General features: G+C 75.3%; 20 protein-coding genes. 10 read left to right on the forward strand and 10 right to left on the reverse strand.

Going from position 1 to position 21,786, the window contains the following annotated elements; translation table 11 throughout:
* Window positions 1–239 precede the first annotated feature (239 nt).
* Complete coding sequence (locus BM064_RS21175) at window positions 240–551, forward strand: DUF6280 family protein (protein WP_092863517.1); 312 nt, start codon at window positions 240–242, stop codon at window positions 549–551.
* 172 nt (window positions 552–723) lie between these two features.
* On the opposite strand, the gene BM064_RS21180 is transcribed toward BM064_RS21175, so the two are convergent.
* The gene (locus BM064_RS21180; protein ID WP_092863520.1) at window positions 724–1,332 is read right to left on the reverse strand and encodes a TetR family transcriptional regulator; all 609 of its coding nucleotides are present in this window, start codon (window positions 1,330–1,332) and stop codon (window positions 724–726) included.
* Window positions 1,333–1,436: 104 nt separating this feature from the next.
* Between BM064_RS21180 and BM064_RS21185 the strand changes: the two genes are divergently transcribed.
* Window positions 1,437–1,907: a cupin domain-containing protein gene (locus BM064_RS21185; RefSeq protein WP_092863523.1), complete on the forward strand. Its 471-nt coding sequence runs from the start codon at window positions 1,437–1,439 to the stop codon at window positions 1,905–1,907.
* A gap of 101 nt (window positions 1,908–2,008) precedes the next feature.
* Here BM064_RS21185 and BM064_RS21190 read toward each other — a convergent pair whose 3' ends face one another.
* From BM064_RS21190 to BM064_RS28395, 3 genes are all read right to left on the reverse strand, one after another.
* Complete coding sequence (locus tag BM064_RS21190; protein WP_092863526.1) at window positions 2,009–2,605, reverse strand: methyltransferase family protein; 597 nt, start codon at window positions 2,603–2,605, stop codon at window positions 2,009–2,011.
* 319 nt (window positions 2,606–2,924) lie between these two features.
* Window positions 2,925–3,938 (reverse strand): methyltransferase, encoded by a 1,014-nt coding sequence (locus BM064_RS21195; protein WP_092863529.1) that lies wholly within the window; start codon window positions 3,936–3,938, stop codon window positions 2,925–2,927.
* A gap of 220 nt (window positions 3,939–4,158) precedes the next feature.
* Window positions 4,159–5,562: a calcium-binding protein gene (locus BM064_RS28395; RefSeq protein WP_092863531.1), complete on the reverse strand. Its 1,404-nt coding sequence runs from the start codon at window positions 5,560–5,562 to the stop codon at window positions 4,159–4,161.
* 399 nt (window positions 5,563–5,961) lie between these two features.
* On the opposite strand from BM064_RS28395, the gene alc reads away from it, so the two are divergent.
* The 6 genes from alc (at window position 5,962) to BM064_RS21230 (ending at window position 10,730) form a co-directional block, all read left to right on the forward strand.
* Entirely contained in the window at window positions 5,962–6,978 is a 1,017-nt protein-coding gene (gene alc / locus BM064_RS21205) for an allantoicase (RefSeq protein ID WP_218161098.1), read from the forward strand.
* Window positions 6,975–7,445: an ureidoglycolate lyase gene (locus tag BM064_RS21210; RefSeq protein WP_092863534.1), complete on the forward strand. Its 471-nt coding sequence runs from the start codon at window positions 6,975–6,977 to the stop codon at window positions 7,443–7,445. Before alc ends, BM064_RS21210 begins: the two co-directional genes overlap by 4 nt.
* A gap of 161 nt (window positions 7,446–7,606) precedes the next feature.
* Window positions 7,607–8,107 carry a hypothetical protein gene (locus tag BM064_RS21215; protein WP_092863538.1) on the forward strand — a complete coding sequence of 167 codons (501 nt, stop codon included), beginning with the start codon at window positions 7,607–7,609 and terminating at the stop codon, window positions 8,105–8,107.
* A 166-nt stretch (window positions 8,108–8,273) separates the two neighbouring features.
* Complete coding sequence (locus BM064_RS21220; protein WP_092863541.1) at window positions 8,274–8,720, forward strand: hypothetical protein; 447 nt, start codon at window positions 8,274–8,276, stop codon at window positions 8,718–8,720.
* Window positions 8,721–8,861: 141 nt separating this feature from the next.
* Window positions 8,862–9,821 (forward strand): acetyl-CoA carboxylase carboxyltransferase subunit alpha, encoded by a 960-nt coding sequence (locus BM064_RS21225; RefSeq protein WP_092863544.1) that lies wholly within the window; start codon window positions 8,862–8,864, stop codon window positions 9,819–9,821.
* A 138-nt stretch (window positions 9,822–9,959) separates the two neighbouring features.
* Entirely contained in the window at window positions 9,960–10,730 is a 771-nt protein-coding gene (locus BM064_RS21230) for a hypothetical protein (protein ID WP_092863547.1), read from the forward strand.
* A gap of 154 nt (window positions 10,731–10,884) precedes the next feature.
* Here BM064_RS21230 and BM064_RS21235 read toward each other — a convergent pair whose 3' ends face one another.
* Window positions 10,885–12,327 carry a Glu/Leu/Phe/Val family dehydrogenase gene (locus tag BM064_RS21235; protein WP_092863550.1) on the reverse strand — a complete coding sequence of 481 codons (1,443 nt, stop codon included), beginning with the start codon at window positions 12,325–12,327 and terminating at the stop codon, window positions 10,885–10,887.
* A 287-nt stretch (window positions 12,328–12,614) separates the two neighbouring features.
* On the opposite strand from BM064_RS21235, the gene BM064_RS21240 reads away from it, so the two are divergent.
* Window positions 12,615–13,913 carry a hypothetical protein gene (locus tag BM064_RS21240; RefSeq protein ID WP_092863553.1) on the forward strand — a complete coding sequence of 433 codons (1,299 nt, stop codon included), beginning with the start codon at window positions 12,615–12,617 and terminating at the stop codon, window positions 13,911–13,913.
* Window positions 13,914–13,980: 67 nt separating this feature from the next.
* Here BM064_RS21240 and BM064_RS21245 read toward each other — a convergent pair whose 3' ends face one another.
* The 5 genes from BM064_RS21245 to BM064_RS21265 form a co-directional block, all read right to left on the reverse strand.
* Window positions 13,981–14,727 carry a YebC/PmpR family DNA-binding transcriptional regulator gene (locus tag BM064_RS21245; protein WP_092863556.1) on the reverse strand — a complete coding sequence of 249 codons (747 nt, stop codon included), beginning with the start codon at window positions 14,725–14,727 and terminating at the stop codon, window positions 13,981–13,983.
* 194 nt (window positions 14,728–14,921) lie between these two features.
* The gene (locus BM064_RS21250; protein ID WP_092863559.1) at window positions 14,922–15,230 is read right to left on the reverse strand and encodes a hypothetical protein; all 309 of its coding nucleotides are present in this window, start codon (window positions 15,228–15,230) and stop codon (window positions 14,922–14,924) included.
* A 7-nt stretch (window positions 15,231–15,237) separates the two neighbouring features.
* Entirely contained in the window at window positions 15,238–16,953 is a 1,716-nt protein-coding gene (locus tag BM064_RS21255; protein WP_092863770.1) for an SLC13 family permease, read from the reverse strand.
* A 941-nt stretch (window positions 16,954–17,894) separates the two neighbouring features.
* Complete coding sequence (locus BM064_RS21260; RefSeq protein WP_092863562.1) at window positions 17,895–19,058, reverse strand: M20/M25/M40 family metallo-hydrolase; 1,164 nt, start codon at window positions 19,056–19,058, stop codon at window positions 17,895–17,897.
* A 504-nt stretch (window positions 19,059–19,562) separates the two neighbouring features.
* On the reverse strand, window positions 19,563–20,399 hold the full coding sequence (locus tag BM064_RS21265; RefSeq protein WP_092863565.1) for a universal stress protein: 837 nt from the start codon (window positions 20,397–20,399) through the stop codon (window positions 19,563–19,565).
* Window positions 20,400–20,786: 387 nt separating this feature from the next.
* Between BM064_RS21265 and rpsD the strand changes: the two genes are divergently transcribed.
* Window positions 20,787–21,407 (forward strand): 30S ribosomal protein S4, encoded by a 621-nt coding sequence (gene rpsD / locus BM064_RS21270; RefSeq protein ID WP_092863568.1) that lies wholly within the window; start codon window positions 20,787–20,789, stop codon window positions 21,405–21,407.
* Window positions 21,408–21,786 lie beyond the last annotated feature (379 nt).

Raw genomic sequence — 21,786 nt, forward strand, 5'->3', positions numbered from 1 at the left:
CTGGCGCGACCGTTCGGCGGCGCGGTTTTTGCAATCGTCGCAGGCATTTGAGGGGGGCACTCCACCGCCGTCTCGGGTCCGGCGAGAATGACCGGGCGGGGGGGCGCGGGCAAGCGGTGGTTTGCGAGCCATGCATTAGACGCATGGCTGCCATGCATTTCTGCTCCTAGCTTGAAGGAAATGCGACGGACTATGTACCCGGCAACTTTCCGACACACCCCGCAGGAGGAACCGGCGCGATGTTCGACGCTGCCGACATGAGCTCTTACACCAACGACCAGGGCGCCCGGGCCCGCAAGCTGTTCTCCGCCGTCGTGCTCGCCGCGCTCGACGACGCCGTGATGGAGCAGCGCAAGTCCGGCACCGGCGTCGAATCGATCGCCCGCTGGGCGCGCTCGAAGGACGGCCGCGAGGTCCTGTCCTGCGCCGGCATCGAGCCGAACGAGCGGTCGGTCAAGGGGCTGATGGCCTTCGTCGAGAAGGGCATCCGCACCTCGGTCGCCCTGCGCGGCGAGCGCGACGAGGACGAGGACGAGAAGGCCGCCGCCTGAGGCGAGCCTCTTCCAGGGGATCCCCCGACACGGCGTCTCCGGCCCCAGCGGCCTGGACTGGCCCCACCACAGCGGCCACATCGCCCGGCGCCCGGCGAATCCCCTGAACCAGACGACGGCGGCGATCCTTCGGGGTCGCCGCCTTTTTTTGCATCTGACGGTTAACGCGGGGTTACGGGGCCGGGGTCCCGCGGGGGCCGAGCCGGCGGTCGCAGACCGCCTCGACCACGCCCAGAACGGCCTCGCGCCCCTCCTCCCGGCTGGCGCCGACGATGTCGAAGAGGGCGATCATCGCCTCGGCCCCGGTGGCCATCGACAGCTCCCGCACCAGGCGGTCGCGGAGGGGGCGCGGCGTGGTCCCGTCCTCGGCCAGCGCGCGCTCGTACATCGCCACCCGGCGGGCGCCGCGGCGCGTGCGCTCCCGCGCGGGCGTCAGCGAGGCGTCGAGGTTGCGCGCCAGGAACTGGCGGAAGGCCGGTTCGTGATCGCAGGCGAGCTCGTAGAAATAGAGGCTGATCGCCGCCAGCCGGCCGCGCAGGTCGCGGGCCTGCGCCGTCACCTCCTCGTAGCTGGCCACCGCCACGTCCAGCCCCGCCTCCGCCGCCAGCGCCGCGGGGTCGGAGAAATAGCGGTAGGCGGTGGCCTTGGAGATGCCGGCCTCCGCCGCGGCGGCGGCGACGGTCACCTCCTCGCCGCGGGCGGTCAGGGCGCGGGCGCCGGCCAGCAAAGCCTTGCGGGTGCGCGCCTTCTGCGCGGCGCGGGCGGGCGTGTCGGCGGTCATCGGGGGCCCCGGGGGCAGGACGTTTTCATGAGACGCTTGTCTTATGATGAGACTTCTGTCTCTTTAATGCCTGCAAGCGGAATCGGCAAGCGGAGCTTCGAGCCATGACCACGCCGCCTCGGCCCCGGACCTATGAGACCCTGGGCATCCTGATGAAATTCCATGCCTTTCCGGAGGATGTGCAGGGCAAATACTGCCTGGTCGAGGCGGTGGTCCCGCCCGGCCTCGGCGCGCCGCCCAACCACCACGCCGGCGAGACGGAAGCCTTCCATGTGCTGGAGGGCGAGATCGAGTTCATGGTGGCGGGCGAGACGATCCTCGCCGGTCCCGGGGATCATGTGCGCATCCCCGACGGCGCGCCCCATGCCTTCGCGGCGCGGGGCGACAGGCCCGCGCGGGTGCTGATCCTCAACGCGCCCGGCCTGATGCACGAGCGGTTCTTCACCGAGGTCGGGCGTCCGGTCCCCGACGACACCGTCGCGCCCGCGCCGATGGACGGGCCGCCGGACCTCGCGAAGGTGATGGCGGTGGCGCAGGACGTCGGCATGACCCTGCTGGCCCCGGCCGAAACCTGATCCGAGACCCGAGCCGGCGGGGCGCGCCGGCCGCGGCGCGCCCAGGCCCGCCCGCAGGGCGCCTCCGGGCCGGGGAGTCGGCCCGCGCCGGCGCCGGCGCCTCAGGCCGCCAGCGCCGCGCGCGCCCGGCGGAAGGAGCGGGCGTCGAGGAAGCGGGGCGCCTCGCGCATGTACTGGGCGAAGCGCTCGCCGTAGGAGGCGTGAAGCCAGCGCTCCTCGTTTAGGGCGAAGAGCAGGTAGAGCACGAACAGCGCCCCCGCGAGGAAGAAGGTGAGCCAGGAGCCGGCGAAGATCGCCAGCCCCACCGTGGCGATCACCGAGCTGACGTACTGCGGGTTGCGCGAATAGGCGTAGATGCCCCCCGTCACCAGCCCGTCCTGGGCGCAATAGGTGTTGTCGAGCCCCAGGAACAGGTAGCCGCGCAGGGTCACCGCGAAGGCGCCCAGCATCAGCGGCGCGCCGAGCGCCAGCCGGCTCCAGTGATCCCAGCCCAGCGAGCCCCAGTCGAGCAGCGCGAAGGCCACCGTCCCCCCGCAGAAGGCGCGGAACAGGCCGAAGGCGATCGCATGCGCGCGCGAGCCCTTCGGCGAGGGCCAGAACCCCGAGCGCCGTCGGAAGAACGCCTGCAGCAGGAGCGCGCCCAGGAGCGCGCCCGAGAGCAGCGTGAAGGCGAGGACGAGGGGTGCGGCGATGGCCATGTGGGATCTCCCGACGGACTGCGTCGGGATGAAAAGATCGGGCGGCAAGGCCGGCAGGTAAAGGCGCTGCGTGGCCGAAGCGGCGAGAAACCCTGCATTATGAAGGGTTTATGGCGGCACTGCGAAAACTTCGCGACGGCCCCGCCCGCCGCCGCCCGATTGCCGCCCCAAGCCATGCGCGCGGCGCATGACCCGCGGGGCGCCGCGGGCCCTCGATTCGCCCGCGCCGGCGTCGGGGGCGCGGGCCGGGGGGCCCGAAACGACGACGGCGCCTCCCTGGGGAGGCGCCGGCCGCAGGCGGGTCGGGGCGGCGGGCCGCTCAGTCGGGGCGGCGGCCCATGGCGAGCATGGTCATCCCGGGGATCATCGGGCGCACCGAGACGTCCTCGAACCCGGCCTCGCCCAGGGACTCGGCCAGCCAGGCGTCGTCGAGGGACCGCGCCTCGGGGGTGAAGGCGGTGTGCTGGAGCTGCCAGAGGGCGGCGAGCTTGGGGCCGGTGCGCTCGGCGTCGACCACGAAGTCGTGCAGCAGGAAGGCGCCGCCGGGGGCGAGCGTGTCGTAGGCGCGCGCGATCAGGCCGGCGTGGCTCTCGCCCGGGACGCCGGAGAACAGGTAGCTCATCAGGATCGCGTCCTGGCCGGCGGGCCACTCCGTCTCCAGCGCGTTGCCGTCGACGTACTGGATGCGGTTCGACAGGCCCGCGTCCTCGACATAGGCGCGGCCGAGCCGGGCCACGTTGGGGAAGTCGACGACCGTCGCCTCGAGCTCGGGGAAGGTCTTGCACAGCGTGATGGCGAAGGCGCCGGTGCCGCCGCCGACGTCGAGGAAGCTCTTCGCCCGGGAGAGGTCCACCAGCTTGGCCAGGCCGCGGGCCGGACCGAGGGAGCCGGCGTGCTGGGATTCGGAGTAGACGCGCGCCTCCTCCGGGTCCTCGAACCACTGGGCGTAGGAGGCGGTGGCCTCGTCGGGCAGGGTGTTGTTGAGCGCCGGCTCGATCTGGTCGAGCAGGCCGTACATCTGCCGGTCGACCTGCAGGCGCAGGTAGTCGCCGAAGTCGTACTTGGCGCCCCGGACGAGGAAGGCCTCGGCGGCGGGGGCGTTGGCGAAGGCGCCGTCCTCGACCGAGACGAGGCCCAGGGAGGCGAGCGCGGTGAGCAGGGTGCGGGCGCGCTCGGCCGGGAGGCCCGCGGCCTCGCCGACCTGCTCGGCGGACTGGGGACCGGCGGCCAGGTGGGTGAACACCCCGTAGTGGAGCGCCGCGAACAGGGCCTTGGATCCCATGAAGCCGAAGGCGATGTCCGAAATCTCCTCGGCCGTGGTGAGCAGCGCCATGCGTCGTCCTTCCTCTGCCTGATCCATTCGCGACGATGTTAGCGGGAAACCGACATGAAAAAGAACCCCGCAGTGCAGCATTCCTTGCGGCGGGGGCGAGAGCGGGGCGCGGGCGGCCCGGCGCGTCCGCTGCGCGGCCGCGACCGCCCCGCCCTGCTTCCCCGTCGCGGCAGGCCGGGATCCGTCGGGCAGGGCCGGGCTGCGCGACCGGGCGGAGGGCCTAGAGGCGGGCGTCGATGGCGGTCGCGTGGATCGAGGCGGGGAGGCCGCCGGGCGGGGCGAAGAAGACCTCGCCCGCGCCCTCGATCCGCAGGGTCTCGCCGCCAGCGAGGGTCAGGAGCAGGGCGCCGTCGTCCTGGCGGGAGAGGGCGTGGTCGCCCTCCGCCTGCACCAGCACGGTGGAGCCCCGGGCGACCGTCAGCCGGTCGTGGCCGTCGCCGGCGGCGAAGGTCACGGTCGCGCGCTCGGCCGCCACCAGGATCAGGTCGTCGCCGGCGCCGCCGGAGACCCGCCGCGCCTCGCCGCCGGAGACGGCGATCGCGTCGTCGCCGGCGCCGCCCTCGACCGCGCCGATGCGCCGGCCCTCGACCGTCAGGGCGTCGTTCCCGGCGCCGCCGGCCACCCGGTCCACCCGGTCGGCGAGGACCGAGACGGCGTCGTCCCCGGTCCCCGCGTCGACGGCGGCGCGTCCGGCGACCGCCGAGATCGCGTCGTCGCCTGCGCCGCCGTCGACCTGCGCCTCCTGCGCCAGGACCGAGATCGCGTCGCCGCCCTCGCCCCCGTCGACCGCCGCGCGCCCGCCCGCCACGAGGGCGATGGCGTCGCCCCCATCCCCGCCGGAGACGGAGGCGTCGAGCTGCACCCGGAGGGAGATCGCGTCGCCGCCGGCCCCGCCGTCGAGGTCGCGGACCGAGCGCGCGGCGCCGGCGAAGACGTCCGCCCCCTCGCCCAGGTCGACGCGCCCGTAGTCGAGCCCGGCGAGCCGCCCGTCGAACAGCACCCGGTCGTCGCCGGCGCCGGCGTCGAGGTCCCCCGGGACCTGCCGCTCGCCGAACCGGCCCAGCGAGATCGCGTCGATCTCGACCGAGCTCAGCACGTCGGCGACGTCCGACCCCGCGATCCGGTCCTCGGCGGAGACCGTGGCCGCGCCGTCGGCGCGGACCCCGGAGGCGGCGGCGAAGCGCCAGCTCAGGCTCTGGTCGCCGATGGTCAGGGAACGGGATTCGGTCTGCACATGGCCGGCGGCGCCGTCGAGATCGCGCCAGGCCCGGTAGGAGGCGGTCTCGCGCGCCAGGGCGCCGCCGACGCGGACCTCGGCCGCGTAGTCCAGCCGCATCAGGGCGGCGGAGCGCCCCGGCGCCACCGCGATCCCGGCCGCCGCGCCCGAGCCGCGCATCAGCCGCGACAGGGCGCGGTTCAGCTGGACGATGCGCCTGTCGAGCCGGGCGATCTCCCGGGCGTCCGCCCGCGACCCTCCGCGGCCGTCGGCGGCGGGGATGCGGCGAAGCTCGCCCGTCGGGTCGCGGTCGGCGGAGGGGGAAGCGGCGCGGGCGGAGAGGTCGGCGCGCGCCGCGACGGCGCCGGCGAAGGCGAAGAAGCGGGACGGGGATGCGGCGTCGGTCATGGGAACGGTCTCCTTCAGGGATCCTGGGGACGACCGGCTTCTCCGGCTGCCGGACCTGCGTCGGGCGGGGGCGCCTGCGTCGCGCAAGCGGCCTGCGCCCGAAGAGCGGCGGCGCCGGACAGGCTGTCGCGCCAGGGTGAAGAAAGCCTGAAGAAAGCCGGCGGGAGCGCCCGCTGCGGGAAGGGCCCGGCCCCGGGCCCGGCGGGGCGGGCGGGGGCGCGCGCCGGGGCCGGGCCCGCCCTCCGCGGGGCGCGCGCGGGGGAGGCTCCCGCTTTCCACCTGGCGGCGCCCGCTCCGCGCGTCGGCGCCTTTGCGTGCGGCGGTTTCGGCGCTAAACCGGAGGCGACCCGGCCGGGCGCGCCCTGCGCCGGCCCCATCCGCTCGCCCTCCGGAGATCCCATGGCCGAAGAGATCGTCGCCCCGCTGCCCGACCTGCCCGAGTGGGCCGCGAACAAGATCAACCTCGCCTCGCCGCGCCTGGGGGCCGAGGCGGTCGCGTGCTCGAACGACTTCTTCGCCGAGATGAACCGGATGCTGCAGGACGGCCCCGCCGTGTTCCGCCCCGCCGCCTTCGACGACAACGGCAAGTGGATGGACGGCTGGGAAAGCCGCCGCCGCCGCGACTCGGGCCACGACTGGTGCGTGGTGCGCCTGGGCGGCAAGGGCGCGATCCACGGGGTGGACATCGACACCTCGTTCTTCACCGGCAACTACCCCCGCGCCGCCTCGGTCTGGGCGACCTATTGCGAGCAGGCCCCGGGCGAGGACGCCGAGTGGGTCGAGATCGTCCCCTCCGTCACGCTGGGCCCGTCGCAGCACCATTTCGTCGAGACCCGGGACGCGGGCCTGTTCAACTGGGTGCGCCTGAACATCTATCCCGACGGCGGCGTGGCGCGGCTGCGCGTCTACGGCTCCCCCGCGCCGAGCTGGGAAGGGTCGGACCGCGAGGGCGTCGTGGAGCTGTCGGCCCTGCGCAACGGCGGGCGCGTGCTGGGCTGGAACGACGCGCATTACGGCGACGTCTGGGCGATCCTGTCGGAGGGCCGCGGCCGCAACATGGGCGACGGCTGGGAGACGCGGCGCCGGCGGGAGCCCGGCTACGACTGGATCATCGTGCAGCTCGGCGCCGCGGGCGTGGTCGAGCGGATCGAGCTCGACACGGCGCATTTCAAGGGCAACTACCCCGACCGCGCCTCGATCCAGGCGGCCGACGTGGGCTGGGGCACTGACAGCTCGGTCGTCACCCAGTCGATGTTCTGGCCCCGCCTGATGGGGGAGCAGAAGCTGGAGGCCGACAAGATCCACGTCTTCGGCAAGGAGCAGCTCGAGACGCTGGGCCCGGTCACCCATGTGAAGCTCAACATCCACCCCGACGGGGGCGTCTCGCGCCTGCGGATCTTCGGGCGGCGCACGTGAGGCGGCTGAGGCCGGAGCCCCTGACGCCGGAGGCCTTCGCCCCCTTCGGCACGGTGATCGAGGCGGACCCCGCCTCGGCCATCGGCATCAACGCGGGCTTCACCACCCGCTTCCACGCGCTGGCGGAGGTGGAGGTCGAGGGCGGCGCGCCGATCCTGTCGATCTTCCGCGGCCGCCCGCGCCCGCTGGTGATCGACATGCTGGAGCGTCACCCGTCCGGCACCCAGGCCTTCGTGCCGCTGGGGGGGCGCCCGTGGCTGGCGGTCTGCGCGCAGGCGCCGGGCGCGCCGCTGCGCGCCTTCCTCGCCCGCGGCGACCAGGGCGCGCAATACGCCCGCGGGGCCTGGCACTTCCCCCTGCTGACGCTGGCCGCGCAGGACTTCCTGGTGGTCGACCGCGCCGCCCCCGAGCGCAACGTCGAGCTCGCCGACCTGGCCGAGCCGGCGCAGGTCGCGCTGGACGGCTGAGGGCGGCTTCGGGACGGGCTTCCGCCCCTCGGCGGGTGGATGGGTCCTCCGCCCTGCGGATCGACGCGGTTCCGCCGGGACATCGGCGCCGTTCCGCCTTGCCGCGCGACGATCTCCTGGTCCGGACGGAGACATCCGAGCGGACAGCGAAGGAGGAGACCATGCCCAAGTCCAGTTTCACCCGCGGCGCGCTCGCCGCCGCCTGCGCGGCGATGATCGGCGTCGGCCTCGGCGCCGCCTCGGCCCAGACCGCCTATCCCGACCCCGGCGGCGGGACCCGCTTCACGCCGCTGCCGGCCGACGCCCGCGACGCCTTCAACAGCCCCGCGCCCGAGACCGCGGTCGACTCGAAGCCCGAGATCGACGCCCTGCAGGACCGCCGGGCCGAGTGGCGCTATCGCGAGCAGGTCGAGCAGGCCCGCGCCCGCGAGGCGATGAAGCAGCGCCTGGGCGCCGCGGACGAGGACGACCTGCGCGCCCTGAACGGCGGGGCGGAGGCGGCGCGGCGCGACTCGATGCTGCCGGGCCGGGTCTCGAGCCAGGACCCGTTCTTCGGCTCGCCCCCCTCGCTGACCGAGGAGGACGTGACCGTCGATGCGCCGCGCAGCGTCGACGGGCCCCGCGTGACCCATGACGAGGACGGCCGCCCGGTCCTGCGCTGACCGGGCCGGAGACCGGACCGGGCCCGGAACCGAGCGGATCGGGCCCGGGCCGGGGAGGTTCCGCCCCGATCCGCGCCCGCGAGGCGCGGATCGGCGGTGGACAGGCGGGCGGGAGGGCCTCTCTCGCCGCCCTCGCTCCGCCGCAATCGCGGGGGAGACTGGCGGCATGACCCAGCATCCTCCCTCCGTCGCCCGCCCGTCGGGCCCGGCGCGACCCCGCCGGGCCCGTTCGCGCGTCGCAGCGCCCGCGGCGGCCGCGTGGCTCGCCGTCCCGCTGGCGGCCTTGACGCTCGCGGCCGGGCCGGCGGCGGCGCAGTATCAGCCCAACCTGCCCAGCGTCGCCCGCCAGCCGCTGGTGCAGCCCTGCTGCGAGCCCTACGACGCCCGCGGCGCGGCCCGGGGGCTGAGCCTGCAGCAGCAGGCGCCCGGGCCCCTCTCGGCCCCGCCGCGGGTGGAGAGCCTCGCCCCCGCCCAGCCCCAACAGCGCGCGCCGGTGGAGACGCGGCCCGGCATGGCGCTGCAGGGGACCGGCGCGGACGGGCCCGGAACGGTCTACGACGGCCCGTCGCGGGATCTGTTCCGGCCGGTGAAGCCGCCCGCGCCGCTGGACTGACCGGGGGCGTCACCGGGGGCGTCACAGGGGCCCCGGGCGCGGATCCGGGGCGGGCGCCCTTGCCTCGGACCCCCCTTGCGCCCTAAATCCCGGCCGACCCGCCAAGGGCGCGACGCCCATCCGACGGAGCAGCTGGAGCCGATGCAGACCTATCTCGACTTCGAAAAGTCGCTCGCCGAGATCGAGGGCAAGGCCGAGGAGCTGCGCGCCCTCGCCCGGCAGGACCCCGAAATGGATGTCGAGAAGGAGGCGCGCTCGCTCGACGACCGCGCCCGCACGATGCTGGCGGACATCTACAAGGGGCTGACGCCTTGGCGGAAATGCCAGGTGGCGCGCCACCCGCTGCGCCCGCACGCCCTGGACTACATCGGGGCGCTGTTCACCGAATACACGCCGCTCGCCGGCGACCGCGCCTTCGCCGAGGACCGCGCGGTCGTCGGCGGCCTGGCGCGGTTCAACGACCGCCCGGTGGTGGTCTTCGGCCACGAGCGCGGCCACGACACCCAGTCGCGGCTCGACCGCAACTTCGGCATGGCGCGGCCCGAGGGCTACCGCAAGGGCGCGCGGCTGATGCAGCTCGCCGACCGCTTCGACCTGCCGGTGATCACGCTCGTCGACACCGCCGGCGCCTATCCCGGCAAGGGCGCGGAGGAGCGCGGCCAGGCCGAGGCCATCGCGCGCTCGACCGAGATGTGCCTGACGATCAAGGCGCCGCTGATCTCGGTGATCATCGGCGAGGGCGGCTCGGGCGGCGCGGTGGCCTTCGCCACCGCCGACCGCGTGGCGATGCTGGAGCACTCGGTCTACTCGGTGATCAGCCCCGAGGGCTGCGCCTCGATCCTGTGGAAGAACGCCGAGAAGATGCGCGAGGCCGCCGAGGCGCTGCGCCTGACCGCGCAGGACCTCAGGAAGCTCGGCGTCTGCGACCGGATCATCCCCGAGCCCGTCGGCGGCGCCCAGCGCGACCGCGGCCTGACCCTGCAGCGGGTCGGCCAGGCGATCGGCGAGATGCTGGGCGAGCTCGACGCGATGTCCCCCGACGACCGCCGCGCCGCGCGGCGTCGCAAGTACATCGAGATGGGCGCCCGCGGCCTCGCCTGAGGCGCCGGCGCCGCGCTCCTCCTCCGCGATAGCCCCTGCGACGTCGGGACGATGCGCGCGTGCGCACGTCGTGTTAATGTTGCGGTCATGCGTATGCGTTCCGGCCCTGTCGCGGCCGCTTATCGAGGAGACGGGAGGATGCGGGCTTCGGGCCTGGCTCCGGTGCGGGGAATCGCGGCGGCGCTCGCGATCTCCTGCGGATCCGGCGTCGCGGCGACGGGCGGTTCCGCCCACGCCGAGGAGATCGGCGCTCTCGACAGTTTCTTTCACACCGAGGAGGCGGCGACGCTGACCCCGGCGCCCCTGGCGCCGACCGGGGCGGCGGTGATGCCGCCGCAGGGCGCGAAGGCCGGCGGCCGGCCGCGGGCGGAGCTGCTGCTCGACCTGCCCGGCGGCGCCGAGGGGCCGACGATCCTGTCCGAGGCCGCCCGCCGCTCGCTGCGCTTCGAGGCGACGGCGGCGGCGCTGCGCTCGGGCCTCGAGGATCCGCTGGCCCGGCGCGAGGCGGAGGCGGCGACGCGGGCCGAGCCCGGCGCCCGCCTGCGCCGCCTGCTGCGCGCCAGGACGCCCGAGCGGGCGGGTCCCGACGAGGCGGGCATGGTGGCGCGGCTCTTCGACGGCGTCGAGGGTCCGCTGCAGGACGCGCTCCGCGGGCGCGACGACCCGATCCGGACCGGCGCCCTGCTGGCCACGGCCCGGGGCGCGGCGCTGAACCCCGCCATCGTGATCGCCGCCGCGCTTGCGGCCGAGGAGGCGCCGGCGATCGTGGAGGCCCCGACGGCCGAGACCGACGCGGTCGGCCGGCGGATCATGCTGCTGGCGGTGGGGCTCGCGGCCGTGCTGACGGTGGCGGGCGCGGTGATCTATTCCTTCGCGCCCACCGGCGGCGCCAGCCTGCGGCGGCGCTGAGGGCGGCGGCCCGGGCGCGCGGACGACGCGCCCGGGCCCGCCCGCCGAGCGATCCTCGGGAGGGGCGGCGGGCCGGATGCAGGGCCCGTGCGGGCGGCGGCGTCCGTCCCCGACGCGCGGGGGCCGGGGGCTGCCCCCGGTCGGGGGCCGGCCGTCAGAGGCCCATGGCGCGGTAGCTCTCCGCCACCCGGTCGATGGCGACGAGATAGGCGGCGGTGCGCAGGTCGGGGACGTCGTCGCGGCTGCGCCAGACCTCGCGCATCGCCTGGTAGCTCTCGCGCATGGTGTCGTCGAGGCCGGAGCGCACCAGCTCCAGCTCCGTCGCCCCGCGCAGGTAGTTCTGGCGGAACCCGGCCGAGAGCCCCTCGCCGGGCGCGCCGCCGCCGAGACGGTCGAGCTCGTCGACCAGAAGCTGGTGGCGCGCCTCCTCCCGCCGCCGCTCCATGCGGCCGAAGCGGATGTGGGAGAGGTTCTTGACCCATTCGAAATAGGAGACGGTGACGCCGCCGGCGTTGGCGTAGAGGTCGGGGATGATCACCACCCCCCGGTCGCGGAGCTGCTCGTCCGCGGCGGCGGTGATCGGGCCGTTGGCGGCCTCGACGATCAGGTTGGCGCGGATGCGGTGGGCGTTGCCGGCGTGGATCGCGCCCTCGAGCGCCGCGGGGATGAGGATGTCGCAGGGCTCCTCCAGCGCGGACATGGCGTCGGCGCGGAAGGTCCCCTGCGCGTAGCCCCGCACGCCGCCGCAGGCCGCGAGGTGGGTCTTCAGCGCCTCGATGTCGACGCCGTCGGGGTCGAGGATCGCGCCGTCGTGCTCGACCACCGCGACGATGCGGGCGCCGTCCTGCTCGGAGAGGAACTTCGCGGCGTGGTAGCCGACGTTGCCCAGGCCCTGCACGATGACGCGCTTGCCCGAGAGGTCGCCCACCAGCCCCGCGGCGGCGGCGTCGTCGGGGTGGCGGAAGAACTCCCGCAGGGCGTACTGGATGCCGCGGCCGGTGGCCTCGGTCCGCCCGGCGATGCCGCCCTGGGTCAGCGGCTTGCCGGTGACGCAGGCGCGCGCGTTGATGTCGGTGGTGGCCATGCGCCGGTACTGGTCGGCGATCCAGGCCATCTCCCGCTCCGAGGTGCCCATGTCCGGCGCCGGCACGTTCTGGGAGGGGTTGATCAGGTCGCGCTTGATCAGCTCGTAGGCGAAGCGGCGGGTGATGCGCTCGAGCTCCTCCTCGGTCCACTCGCGCGGGTCGATGCACAGGCCGCCCTTGGCGCCGCCGAAGGGCGCCTCCACGAGGGCGCACTTGTAGGTCATCAGCGCGGCCAGCGCCTCGACCTCGTCCTGGTCGACCGAGAGCGCGTAGCGGATGCCGCCCTTGGCGGGCTCCATATGTTCGGAATGCACGGCGCGGTAGCCGGTGAAGGTGCGGATGCCGCCGCGCAGGCGGACCCCGAAGCGGACGATGTAGGTGGCGTTGCAGACGCGGATCTTCTCCTCGAGCCCGGGCGAGAGGTTCATCAGCGCCGCGGCGCGGCTGAACATCATCTCGACGGACTGGCGGAAGGAGGGCTCGGCGGCGTGGATCGCCTGCGGCGCGTTCATCAGCGTTTCCCCTGTGCTCGATCCCCGGCCGAAGGCCCGGCCGGCGCGGCGGCCGTTCCGGCTCTGCCTGCTCCTTGATCTGCGAGCCGGGGCCTGCGGATCAAGCGACACGCGAGCGTGGGCGCGAAAACGTGACCGTTTGGTAAACAAGTCTCTCACGCCGTGATCAGGCGGGCCGACCGCCCGGGGGGTCCGTTCATCTTCGGCTGTCATCGCGGCGCGCCCGTGGTAGCGTCGCCCGACCGCGGGCTGTTCCGCCCCGCCGCTCCGGACGCCGACCCTTCCTCATGATCGCCAGGCTTTTCAGGATCGCGCTCGCGCTCGTCGCGCTGCTGGTCGTCGTCGCGGCGGCGCTGGGCGTCGTCTTCCTCGAGACGGCGCCCCTGGTCGCGCGCGCGGCGCCCCCCACGGCGCAGGACGTGACCGAGGCGCGGCGCTTCGTGCGCGGCGTGCGCGGGGCGATCCAGGCCGATGCGGACGGGGGCTTCGCGACCACCGAATCCGAGCTCGACAGCGTGGTCCGGCTGGGCGCGCGCTTCGTGCCGGGCTTCCGGGGCGAGGTGGCGATCGGCGAGGGGCGGGTGACCGGCGCGGCCTCGATCCCGGTTCCCGGCGCGGGGGAGCGGCTGTGGCTGAACCTGCGCGCCGCCGCGCCCGCCTTCGAGGGCCGCTTCCGACTGTCGAGCGTCGAGGTCGGCGGCGTGCCCCTGCCCCCCGGCCCGACGCTGGAGGCGGGCCGGATCGGGGCCAACCTGCTGTTCGGCGACCGGCTGGGCGACACGGTGCTGGACGCGGCGCAGGCGATGCGGATCGAGGGGGACGCGGCGGTCTTCGACCTGGCCATCGACCAGCTCGGCCAGAACGGGGTGATGCGCGGCCTCTTCGGCGCCCTGCGGGGCGAGGAGATGCCCGTCGCCGCCGAGGTCGACCGCTACCACCGCCTGCTGCGCGAGGCGATGGAGGCGGGGGCGCTGCCGCTGGAGGGCAGCTACCTGCCCTACCTGGTCTTCACCCTGAAGGCCGCGCAGGAGGGGGCGCGCGAGCACGGGCCGGCCAATGCCTACACCGCCGCCTTCTTCGCCCTGGCGCGGACCTGCGGGGCGAAGGACTTCGCGATGGTGGTGGGCAGCCTGATGGGCGGCGACGCGCCCGCGCCGGAGCCGCGGGCGTGGACCGCGCGCTGCGACGCGCTGACCTTCAACGGCCGCATCGACAGCCGCCGGCACTTCACCACCGCCGCCGCCATCCAGGCGGCGAGCAACCGGGGCTTCGCCGTCTCGGTGGGGGAGTTCAAGGAGCTTTACGACACGGTCAAGGCGGGCGGGTTCGACTTCACCGACATCGCCGCCAACAACTCCGGCATCCGGCTGTCGAACACCTTCATGGCCGCCCCGCTGGAGGCCTGGCCGGAGCTGATCGCGCGGATCGAGGCGGAGGGCGACGTGATCGTATCGTTCGAGGGCGTGCCCCGGATCCTGTCGGGCGAGGCGTTCCGGGCCCGCTACGGCGAGATCGACAGCCCCGCCTACCGCGCCGAGCTGGCGCGGATCGAGGCCCGCATCGACGCGCTGCCGCTGCACCGCTGAGGGGCGCAGACGCGAAAGCCCCGGGCGCGGGGCCCGGGGCTTTCGTCGACGGCGTCGCGGGCGCGGCTCAGCCGGCGAGCGCGGCCATCACCTCGTCGGACATCTCGAAGTTGGCGGTGACGTTCTGCACGTCGTCGTCGTCTTCCAGCGCGTTGATCAGACGCAGCACCTTCTCGGCCGCCTCCTGGTCGAGGTCGTTGGTGATGTTCGGCTTCCAGACGAGCTTGGCGGTCTCCGCCTCGCCCAGGGAGTCCTCCAGCGCGGTCGAGACCTCGTTGAGGTCCTCGGCGGCGCACCAGATCACGTGGGTCTCCTCGTCGGATTCCACGTCCTCGGCGCCGGCCTCGATGGCGGCCTCCATCACCGTGTCGGCGTCGCCGACGGAGGCGGCGTAGATCACCTGGCCCTTGCGGTCGAACATGAACTGGACCGAGCCGGTCTCGCCCAGGTTGCCGCCGTGCTTGGAGAACAGCGAGCGCACGTTGGAGGCGGTGCGGTTGCGGTTGTCGCTCAGCGCCTCGACGATCACGGCGACGCCGCCGGGGGCGTAGCCCTCGTAGCGGATCTCCTCATAGGTCTCGGCGTCGCCGCCGGAGGCCTTGTTGATCGCGCGGGTGATCACGTCCTTGGGGACCGACTGGGACTTCGCCTCCCGCACCGCGAGGCGCAGGCGGGGGTTCTTGTCGGGGTCCGGGTCGCCCATCTTCGCCGCCACGGTGATTTCCTTGGCGAGCTTGGAGAAGAGCTTGGAGCGCGCCGCGTCCTGGCGCCCCTTGCGGTGCTGGATGTTGGCCCATTTGGAATGGCCGGCCATGACGAGCCTCTCGCGCGGTTTTCCGATGTCCCGATGGGCCGCCGTCTTAGGCGAAGGCGCCGTCGGGGGCAAGGCGCGCCGAGCGGGGGACGCCGCGGCCGGCGCCGATTGCGGGCCCCGCCGTCCCTCCCCCCGTCCCCTCCGTCGCGCCCGGTCCGCGGGACGGACGCCCGGGCGCGGCGCGACGCCGGGCCTCAGGCGAGGAACAGGGCGAGCAGGAAGGCGGGCGCGAGGAAGATGAGGCCGGTGCGCAGGCGCCGCTCGCGCGCGGCGGCGGCGGTCAGCGCGGGGTCGGGGGGCAGCGCCTCGCCCTGGCCCAGCGCCTTCTGCAGCTCGGAGGCGATGGCCATGCGGGCGGGCTTGCGCGCGGCGCGCATCCGCAGGTCCTCGGCGAAGGCGGGGTGGGCGCGCTCGATGCGCAGGACCATGGCGCGCACGGTCCAGCCCCAGGCGGTCAGGGCCGCGAGCAGGGCGAGACCGAAGAGCGCGATCAGCGTCGACATGCGCCCCTCACAGCGGCCAGATCAGGGGAATCAGCAGGCAGGCGACGACGCCGACCAGAAGGTTCAGCCCGAGGCCGATCTTCACGAAGTCGGTGAACTTGTAGCCGCCCGGCCCGTAGACCAGCGTGTTGGTCTGGTAGCCGATGGGGGTGGCGAAGCTGGCCGAGGCTGCGATCATCACCGCCACCACGAAGGGGCGCGGGTCGACGCCGAGCGTATGCGCCAGCGTGATCGCGATCGGCGTCATCACCACCGCCACGGCGTTGTTCGACACCAGCTCGGTCAGCGCCGAGCAGATCAGGAACAGGAGCCACAGCGCCACCTGCGGGTTCACCTGCATCAGCGCGGGGGCGATGGCGTCGACCACCAGGCGCACGGCGCCCGAGCTCTCCAGCGCCGCGCCGATGCCGAGCATGGCGAAGATCAGGGCCAGCAGGCGGCCCTCGACCGACTGGAACGCCTCGTCGGCGTCGATGCAGCGGGTGAAGAGGACCACGGCGACGCCGATGACGGCGGCGGCGACGATGGGCACGATCTCGACGGCCGAGAGGATCACCACCGCGGCCAGCACCGAGATCACGATCCAGGCGCGGTCGCGGCGGTAGGGGCGTTCGGTGGGCGTGGCGATGTCCACCAGGCGCACGTCCTCGGCGAGGCGCTTGATGTCGTCGGGGTCGCCCTCCAGCAGCAGGGTGTCGCCGATGCGCACGAAGATGTCGTCGAGCTGGCGGCCCAGGTTCTGGGAGCGGCGGTGCACCGCCAGCGGGTAGACGCCGTAGCGGCGGCGCAGGCGCAGCTCGCCCAGGCGGCGGCCGACGAGGCGGCAGTCGGGGCCGATCAGCGCCTCGACGGTGACGGTCTTCTTCTCGGAGATCCGGTCGACCATGTGCAGGGCGCGCGTCTCGCGCAGGCCCAGGAGCTCGTTGACGCCGGTGCGCAGGACCACGCGGTCGCCCTCCTGCAGCACCACGCCGGCCATGTTGCGGCGGAGCGATTCGTCGCCGCGCAGCACGTCGATGACCCGCATCCCCTGGCGGCGGAAGAGGTCGACCTTGAGCACCTCCTGCCCGATGACGGGGGAGCCGGGGGGGACCGCGACCTCGGTCATGAAGGACAGGCGCTTGCGCTCGCCCAGGAAGTCGGTGATCGCCTGGCGCTCGGGCAGCAGGCGGGGGGCGGCGATGCGCAGGTAGAGGACGCCGGCGAGCGCCACGGCGATGCCCAGCGGCGTGACCTCGAACATCGAGAAGGGCTCCATCCCCGCCTGGCGGGCGACGCCGTCGACCAGCAGGTTGGTGGAGGTGCCGATCAGGGTGCACAGGCCCCCCAGGATCGCGAGGTAGCTCAGCGGGATCAGCAGGCGCGAGCCGGTGGTGCCGACCTTCTGGGCGAGGCGGATGGCGATGGGGATCAGCACCACCACGACGGGCGTGTTGTTCATGAAGGCCGAGGCGGTCAGCGTGAACAGCGCGAAGGCGGCGAGCGTGGCGGCGGGGCGCGTCTCGGCCCAGACCAGGGCGAGGCGGGTGAAGGCGTCGAGCGCGCCGGTGCGCACCAGGGCGCCGGAGAGGATGAACATCGCTCCGATGGTGATCGGGGCGGCGTTGGAGAAGGCCCCCAGCATCACCTCCGGCTCCAGCACACGGGTCGCCATCAGCACGGCGACGCCGCCGATGGCCACGACCTCGGGCGAGAAGCGCTCGAGGCAGAACAGCGTGAACATGCCGATGAGCACCGCGAGGGTGATCAGGGCCGGTCCATGAGCGAGCAGGAAGTCGATCAACGCGGGCGGGCTCCGGGGGCGGACGGCTGCGGAAGGGGCGGGCGGGCGGCGGAGGTCGGGGCGGAGGTGCGGGCGGGGGTCTTGCGGGCGCGGCGCGTGGGGTCGGCGGAGGGTCGGAAGGCGGCGGTCGGGGCGGCTTGCGGACGACGGGCGGGCGGCGGATCGCGGCGGCAGGTCGGGTCGGATCGGCGGGCGGCGGACATGAGGCGGGCGGCGGTTCGGGCGGGACGGTCGGCTGCGGGCGGGGTCGGGCGCGGAGACGGTCGGTCGGGTCTGGGCCGGCGGGCGCCCTCGGCGGCGCCTGGGCGGCGGCCGGCTGGGGCGCGGGGCGGTCTGGCTCGGCTGGCGGTCGGCGGGCGCTCCGTTCGTGGTCGGTCGGGTCGGCGGCTCCTCGGGCGCCGGCGCGGGGCCGGCCGGGTCGAGGAATACGCCGGCCTGCACCGGGGTTCTAGAGGCGCGCATCGCCGCGGCCCGTCGTTCAGAATGACGGGTTTGCCTCGGCGAGGCCAGCGTTTCCCGGGGCCGGGGGCCCGCGGCGACGCCGCGGGCGCGCCGCGTCTCCCCCGCGCCCGGGGCGGGCGTCGGACCCGCGGCGCGGGACCGGCGGGGCGCGTCGGGGCGGGCCGGGACCCGGGGCGGAGCTCCGGGCGGGAGGGCGGGGCCGGGGCCCCGACGCCGGCCGGGGGCGCCCGGCCGCAGGGTCGGGGCGGCGCCGGCCGCAGGCGCCGCCGCGGCGGGCCGGGCAGGGCCCGGGGCGTCCGGCGCGCCCTCGCGGCCGGCGGCGGTCGCCCCGGGCGGGCCGGCAGCCGCGCGCCGCGGGCGGAGGCGCCCGGCCGGGCGCGCGGGTCGACGCGGCGCCTCCGCCGCCCGCCGCCGGCGCTTCAGTCCAGCAGCATCGCCCGTGCGGCCGCGGCGTGGATCCGCGCGGCGGCCAGCATGTCGGCGACCGCCACGCTCTCGTCCAGCGCGCCGGAGGCTCCCAGCGCCCCCGGACCCAGCGTCGCCGTCTCCAGCCCGAAGGCCGGGGCCAGCACGCAGGCGTCGGTGAAATAGCGCGCCCCGCGCGGGGCCAGCGGCCGGCCGCGCTCGGCCTGCGCCGCGGCCAGAACGGCCGCGGCCAGCGGCGCGTCGGCCGGGCTCTCGACCCCGGGCTTGAAATCCAGCCGCTCGACCGTGAAGCCGGGACCGAGGCGGGCGCGGATCGCCGCCTCCAGCGCCGGCGCGTCCGCCGCGGGGGGCAGGCGCAGGTCGAGCTCCGCCGTGCAGCGGTCGGCGGCGAGGTTGATCGCCGTCCCGCCCGCGATCCGCCCCACGCTCAGCGTGGCCCCGCCGAGCAGCGGATGCGTCTGCGCCGGCAGCAGCGCCGGCAGGCCGGGCAGGGCCTCGAGCATCGCCGCGATCGCGTTCGCGCCGCCCTCGGCGTCGCCCGCGGGCCCGCCCGAGCCGTGCCCCGCCCGCCCCCGCGCCGTGACCCGCAGCCACAGCGCCGCCGTGGTCGCCGTCACCAGGTCCAGCGAGGTCGGCTCGGCCACCAGCAGCCCCGCCGCGCCGTCGAGCGCCCGCCGCTCGACCAGCCGCCGGGCGCCGAGGCAGTTCGAGCTCTCGCCCCCCGTCGCCGCCAGCACCAGGTCGCCGCGCAGGCGCGGGCCGCGCCCGGCCTCGCCGTCGCGCGCCGCGCGGGCGAGGTCGGTCAGGGCCGAGACCAGCGCCGCCAGCCCCGCCTTCATGTCCGCCGTGCCGCGCCCGTGCACGCGGGCCCCGTCGTCGTGGCCCGAGTACGGATCGCGCGCCCAGTCCCCCTCGCCCGGCGGCAGCGTGTCCATGTGGGCGGAGAAGACCAGGCCGGGGCGCGAGCCGTCGCCGCGAAGACGCACGAGCAGGTTGAAGCGGCCGGGGGCGAATTCCTCGATCTCGGGCGCGAAGCCCAGGGCGCGCAGCTCGGCGGCGAGCACGGCGCAGACCCGGGTCTCGTCGCCCGGGGGATCCGGGCTCTCGGCCCGCACCAGGGCGGAGAGCAGGCGGACGGTCTGGTCGCGGTCGAGCATGCGGGCCCTTTCGATGCAGTCGCCCCGGCGTCGCCCCGCGCCCCAGGCTCGCCCGGTCCCGGTTCCGAGCCCGAGGAGGAGGGGCAGGGCGCAGGCGCAGACGCGCGGCGGGCGTCCCGGCGGCCGGCCCGGCGCCGGGCCCCGGAAGGCGGAGCCCCCGGTCCGGGCAGGGGACCGGGGGCATGCTCGCCCGGGGGGGCGAGGCCGGCAAGCGGGCTTGCGGCGGCCCGCCTGCGACCCCCGGTCCCGGCGCTGCACCGCGGGGATCGGGGATTCCGTGGCCGCCCGGGGAGACGGACCGGCCCCTGCGCCGCGCCGCCGCCCGCGGGCGGGGCGCGGGGAGGGCGGGCCCTCGGCGCCCCCGGGGGGAGCGCAGAGGACCGCCGGCCCAGCCCGCAAGCGGCGAGCGTGGAGCGCCGCCGCGCCGCCGCTGCCGGGCGGGCTGCGCGGACAGAGGCCGGCCCACCGCGCAGCGGCGCTCGGCGCGGCGCCCGGGGGCGGCGGTCAGTGGGCCATCAGGACGGGGACGTCGAGCTCGGCGAGGATCCGGCGGGTGACGCCGCCCAGGATCTCCTCGGCGAGGCGCGAATGCTCGTAGGCGCCCATCACCAGCAGGCCCGAGCGCTGCTCGGCCAGCGCCGCGCGCAGGGCGGCGGCGACGCCGCCCGGGCCGCGCTCGGCCCGGCGCAGGTCGGCCTGGATGCCGTGGCGGGCGAGATGGGCGACGACGTCGCGGCCCTCGCTCCCGCGGGCGGCGTCGGGATCGCCGACGGTGACCACCGAGACATGGGCCTGCGTCTCCAGGATCGCCATCGCGTCCGAGAGCGCCCGCGCCGCCGCCTTGCCGCCGTCCCAGGCGAGGATGGCGCGGTCGGCCAGCCGCTCGATCCGGCAGCCGGGCGGCACGATCAGCACCGGGCGCCCGCAGCGCAGCGCCAGGAGGTCGGGATGCGGCGCGAGGTGAAGACTGTCGCCGTCCGCCTCGTCGCGGCCGACCACCACGATGTCGTAGACGCGCGCGGCCTCGATCAGGCCCGCGTCGGGCTCGCCCGCGATCTCGACGTAATGGGTCTTGCCGGGGCGGTCGCGCTCCAGCTCGCGGGTCAGCTCATGGAAGGCGGCGGCGATGGCGGCGCGGCGCTCGCGCTCGGCCGCAAGCAGGGGGTCGGCGGCGCCGGAGGGGATCCAGGGACCCAGCGCGGCGGCGGCGCGGCTGGTCCCGTGGACCAGCATCCCGGTCAGGTGGGCGTCGTGCCTGCGCGCCATCAGGGCGGCGAGGCGCAGGGCGTCCTCGGCGCCCGGCAGGCCGGTCCAGCAGACGAGAATGTTCTTGATCGCCATGGGGCGTCTCCCCTCGATAGGCGCGCCCCCGCCCGGGAGCGGGCGAGGCCGCGGCCGGCCGGGCGGCCCGACGGGGCCGGCCCGGGGGCCGCGATCGCGGGACCGGCGGACGGGCGCCCTCCGGTCGTCGGCGCCGGGCGGAGGATCGGCGAGTCGGCCGCGCGCCGCCTTGATCCAGGTCAGGCGCGGGCGGGATCCGCAGGCGCGCGGGCGCGGCGGCGGTTGACTCGCGGCGCTCCGGGCGTAAAAGGCGCGGGTCCGGCGCGACCCCGCCCGGACCGCCGCCCGAGGTCCGTCCTGTCCGCAGGCCGGCCTGTCGGCCCTCTCCCCGGGGAGAGGCGCAGAGGAGGGCGCGCGATTGCGAGACCTGTCAGAGGAGCGACTGCGATGACCAAGCGCACGTCCGCGAAATACAAGATCGACCGCCGCATGGGCGAGAACATCTGGGGCCGTCCCAAGTCCCCGGTGAACCGCCGCGAGTACGGCCCCGGCCAGCACGGCCAGCGCCGCAAGGGCAAGCTCTCGGACTTCGGCGTGCAGCTGCGCGCCAAGCAGAAGCTGAAGGGCTACTACGGCGACATCACCGAGAAGCAGTTCCGTCGCATCTACGCCGAGGCCGAGCGTCTGCGCGGCGACACCGGCGATCTGCTGATCGGCCTGCTGGAGCGGCGCCTGGACGCGGTGGTCTACCGCGCCAAGTTCGTGCCGACGATCTTCGCCGCCCGCCAGTTCGTGAACCACGGCCACGTGACCGTGAACGGGCGCCGCGTGAACATCCCCTCCTACCGCGTGAAGGAGGGCGACGTGGTCGCGGTCAAGGAGAAGTCCCGCCAGCTCGAGCTGGTGATGGCCGCCGCCGAGAGCTCGGAGCGCGACGTGCCCGACTACCTCGAGGTCGATCACTCGAAGATGACCGCCTCCTTCGTGCGCACCCCGTCGCTGGGCGACGTGCCCTACCCGGTGCAGATGGAGCCGAACCTGGTCGTCGAGTTCTACGCGAAGAACTGATCTTCGCCGAACCGGATCGGAAGACTGCAAGGGCCGCGCATCGCGCGGCCCTTTCGCGTTCGCGGGCGGGAGGCGCCGCGTCGGGCGGGGCGCCGGCGGGGGCCGTTCGGCTCGCGGCGCATGGCGGGCGGGGGCGCCTGGGGCGGGCCTCGCGAGGCGGGGCTCGCTCGGCCATGCGCGCGCCTTGCGCGCGGCGGGCGGGCGCCCGCGGGGGCCGCTTCTGGACTCACCCGAGAACAGGGCCGCGCCTGTCCTCCGGATCCGTCCGTCGCTGACGATGCCTGAGCGACTCGCCCGCCCCGGTCAAGGACAAGCCCGGCTGCGCCGGGTCGCTTCGCGATCCTTGACCGGAGCGGGCGAGCCGCTCTTACGGCATCAG

The organism is Albimonas pacifica, from assembly GCF_900113695.1.
In the GTDB taxonomy this organism is placed as follows: domain Bacteria; phylum Pseudomonadota; class Alphaproteobacteria; order Rhodobacterales; family Rhodobacteraceae; genus Albimonas; species Albimonas pacifica.

Bases quoted from the DNA above. Each gene is read 5' to 3' on its own strand.
- BM064_RS21180 (WP_092863520.1), bottom strand. From the start codon at position 1,332: ATGACCGCCGACACGCCCGCCCGCGCCGCGCAGAAGGCGCGCACCCGC.
- BM064_RS21190 (WP_092863526.1), bottom strand. From the start codon at position 2,605: ATGGCCATCGCCGCACCCCTCGTCCTCGCCTTCACGCTGCTCTCGGGC.
- BM064_RS21260 (WP_092863562.1), bottom strand. From the start codon at position 19,058: ATGCTCGACCGCGACCAGACCGTCCGCCTGCTCTCCGCCCTGGTGCGG.
- BM064_RS21245 (WP_092863556.1), bottom strand. From the start codon at position 14,727: ATGGCCGGCCATTCCAAATGGGCCAACATCCAGCACCGCAAGGGGCGC.
- BM064_RS21195 (WP_092863529.1), bottom strand. From the start codon at position 3,938: ATGGCGCTGCTCACCACGGCCGAGGAGATTTCGGACATCGCCTTCGGC.
- BM064_RS28395 (WP_092863531.1), bottom strand. From the start codon at position 5,562: ATGACCGACGCCGCATCCCCGTCCCGCTTCTTCGCCTTCGCCGGCGCC.
- BM064_RS21185 (WP_092863523.1), top strand. From the start codon at position 1,437: ATGACCACGCCGCCTCGGCCCCGGACCTATGAGACCCTGGGCATCCTG.
- BM064_RS21220 (WP_092863541.1), top strand. From the start codon at position 8,274: ATGACCCAGCATCCTCCCTCCGTCGCCCGCCCGTCGGGCCCGGCGCGA.
- BM064_RS21225 (WP_092863544.1), top strand. From the start codon at position 8,862: ATGCAGACCTATCTCGACTTCGAAAAGTCGCTCGCCGAGATCGAGGGC.
- BM064_RS21265 (WP_092863565.1), bottom strand. From the start codon at position 20,399: ATGGCGATCAAGAACATTCTCGTCTGCTGGACCGGCCTGCCGGGCGCC.
- BM064_RS21215 (WP_092863538.1), top strand. From the start codon at position 7,607: ATGCCCAAGTCCAGTTTCACCCGCGGCGCGCTCGCCGCCGCCTGCGCG.
- BM064_RS21240 (WP_092863553.1), top strand. From the start codon at position 12,615: ATGATCGCCAGGCTTTTCAGGATCGCGCTCGCGCTCGTCGCGCTGCTG.
- alc (WP_218161098.1), top strand. From the start codon at position 5,962: ATGGCCGAAGAGATCGTCGCCCCGCTGCCCGACCTGCCCGAGTGGGCC.
- BM064_RS21255 (WP_092863770.1), bottom strand. From the start codon at position 16,953: ATGTTCACGCTGTTCTGCCTCGAGCGCTTCTCGCCCGAGGTCGTGGCC.
- BM064_RS21230 (WP_092863547.1), top strand. From the start codon at position 9,960: ATGCGGGCTTCGGGCCTGGCTCCGGTGCGGGGAATCGCGGCGGCGCTC.
- BM064_RS21250 (WP_092863559.1), bottom strand. From the start codon at position 15,230: ATGTCGACGCTGATCGCGCTCTTCGGTCTCGCCCTGCTCGCGGCCCTG.
- BM064_RS21235 (WP_092863550.1), bottom strand. From the start codon at position 12,327: ATGAACGCGCCGCAGGCGATCCACGCCGCCGAGCCCTCCTTCCGCCAG.
- BM064_RS21175 (WP_092863517.1), top strand. From the start codon at position 240: ATGTTCGACGCTGCCGACATGAGCTCTTACACCAACGACCAGGGCGCC.
- rpsD (WP_092863568.1), top strand. From the start codon at position 20,787: ATGACCAAGCGCACGTCCGCGAAATACAAGATCGACCGCCGCATGGGC.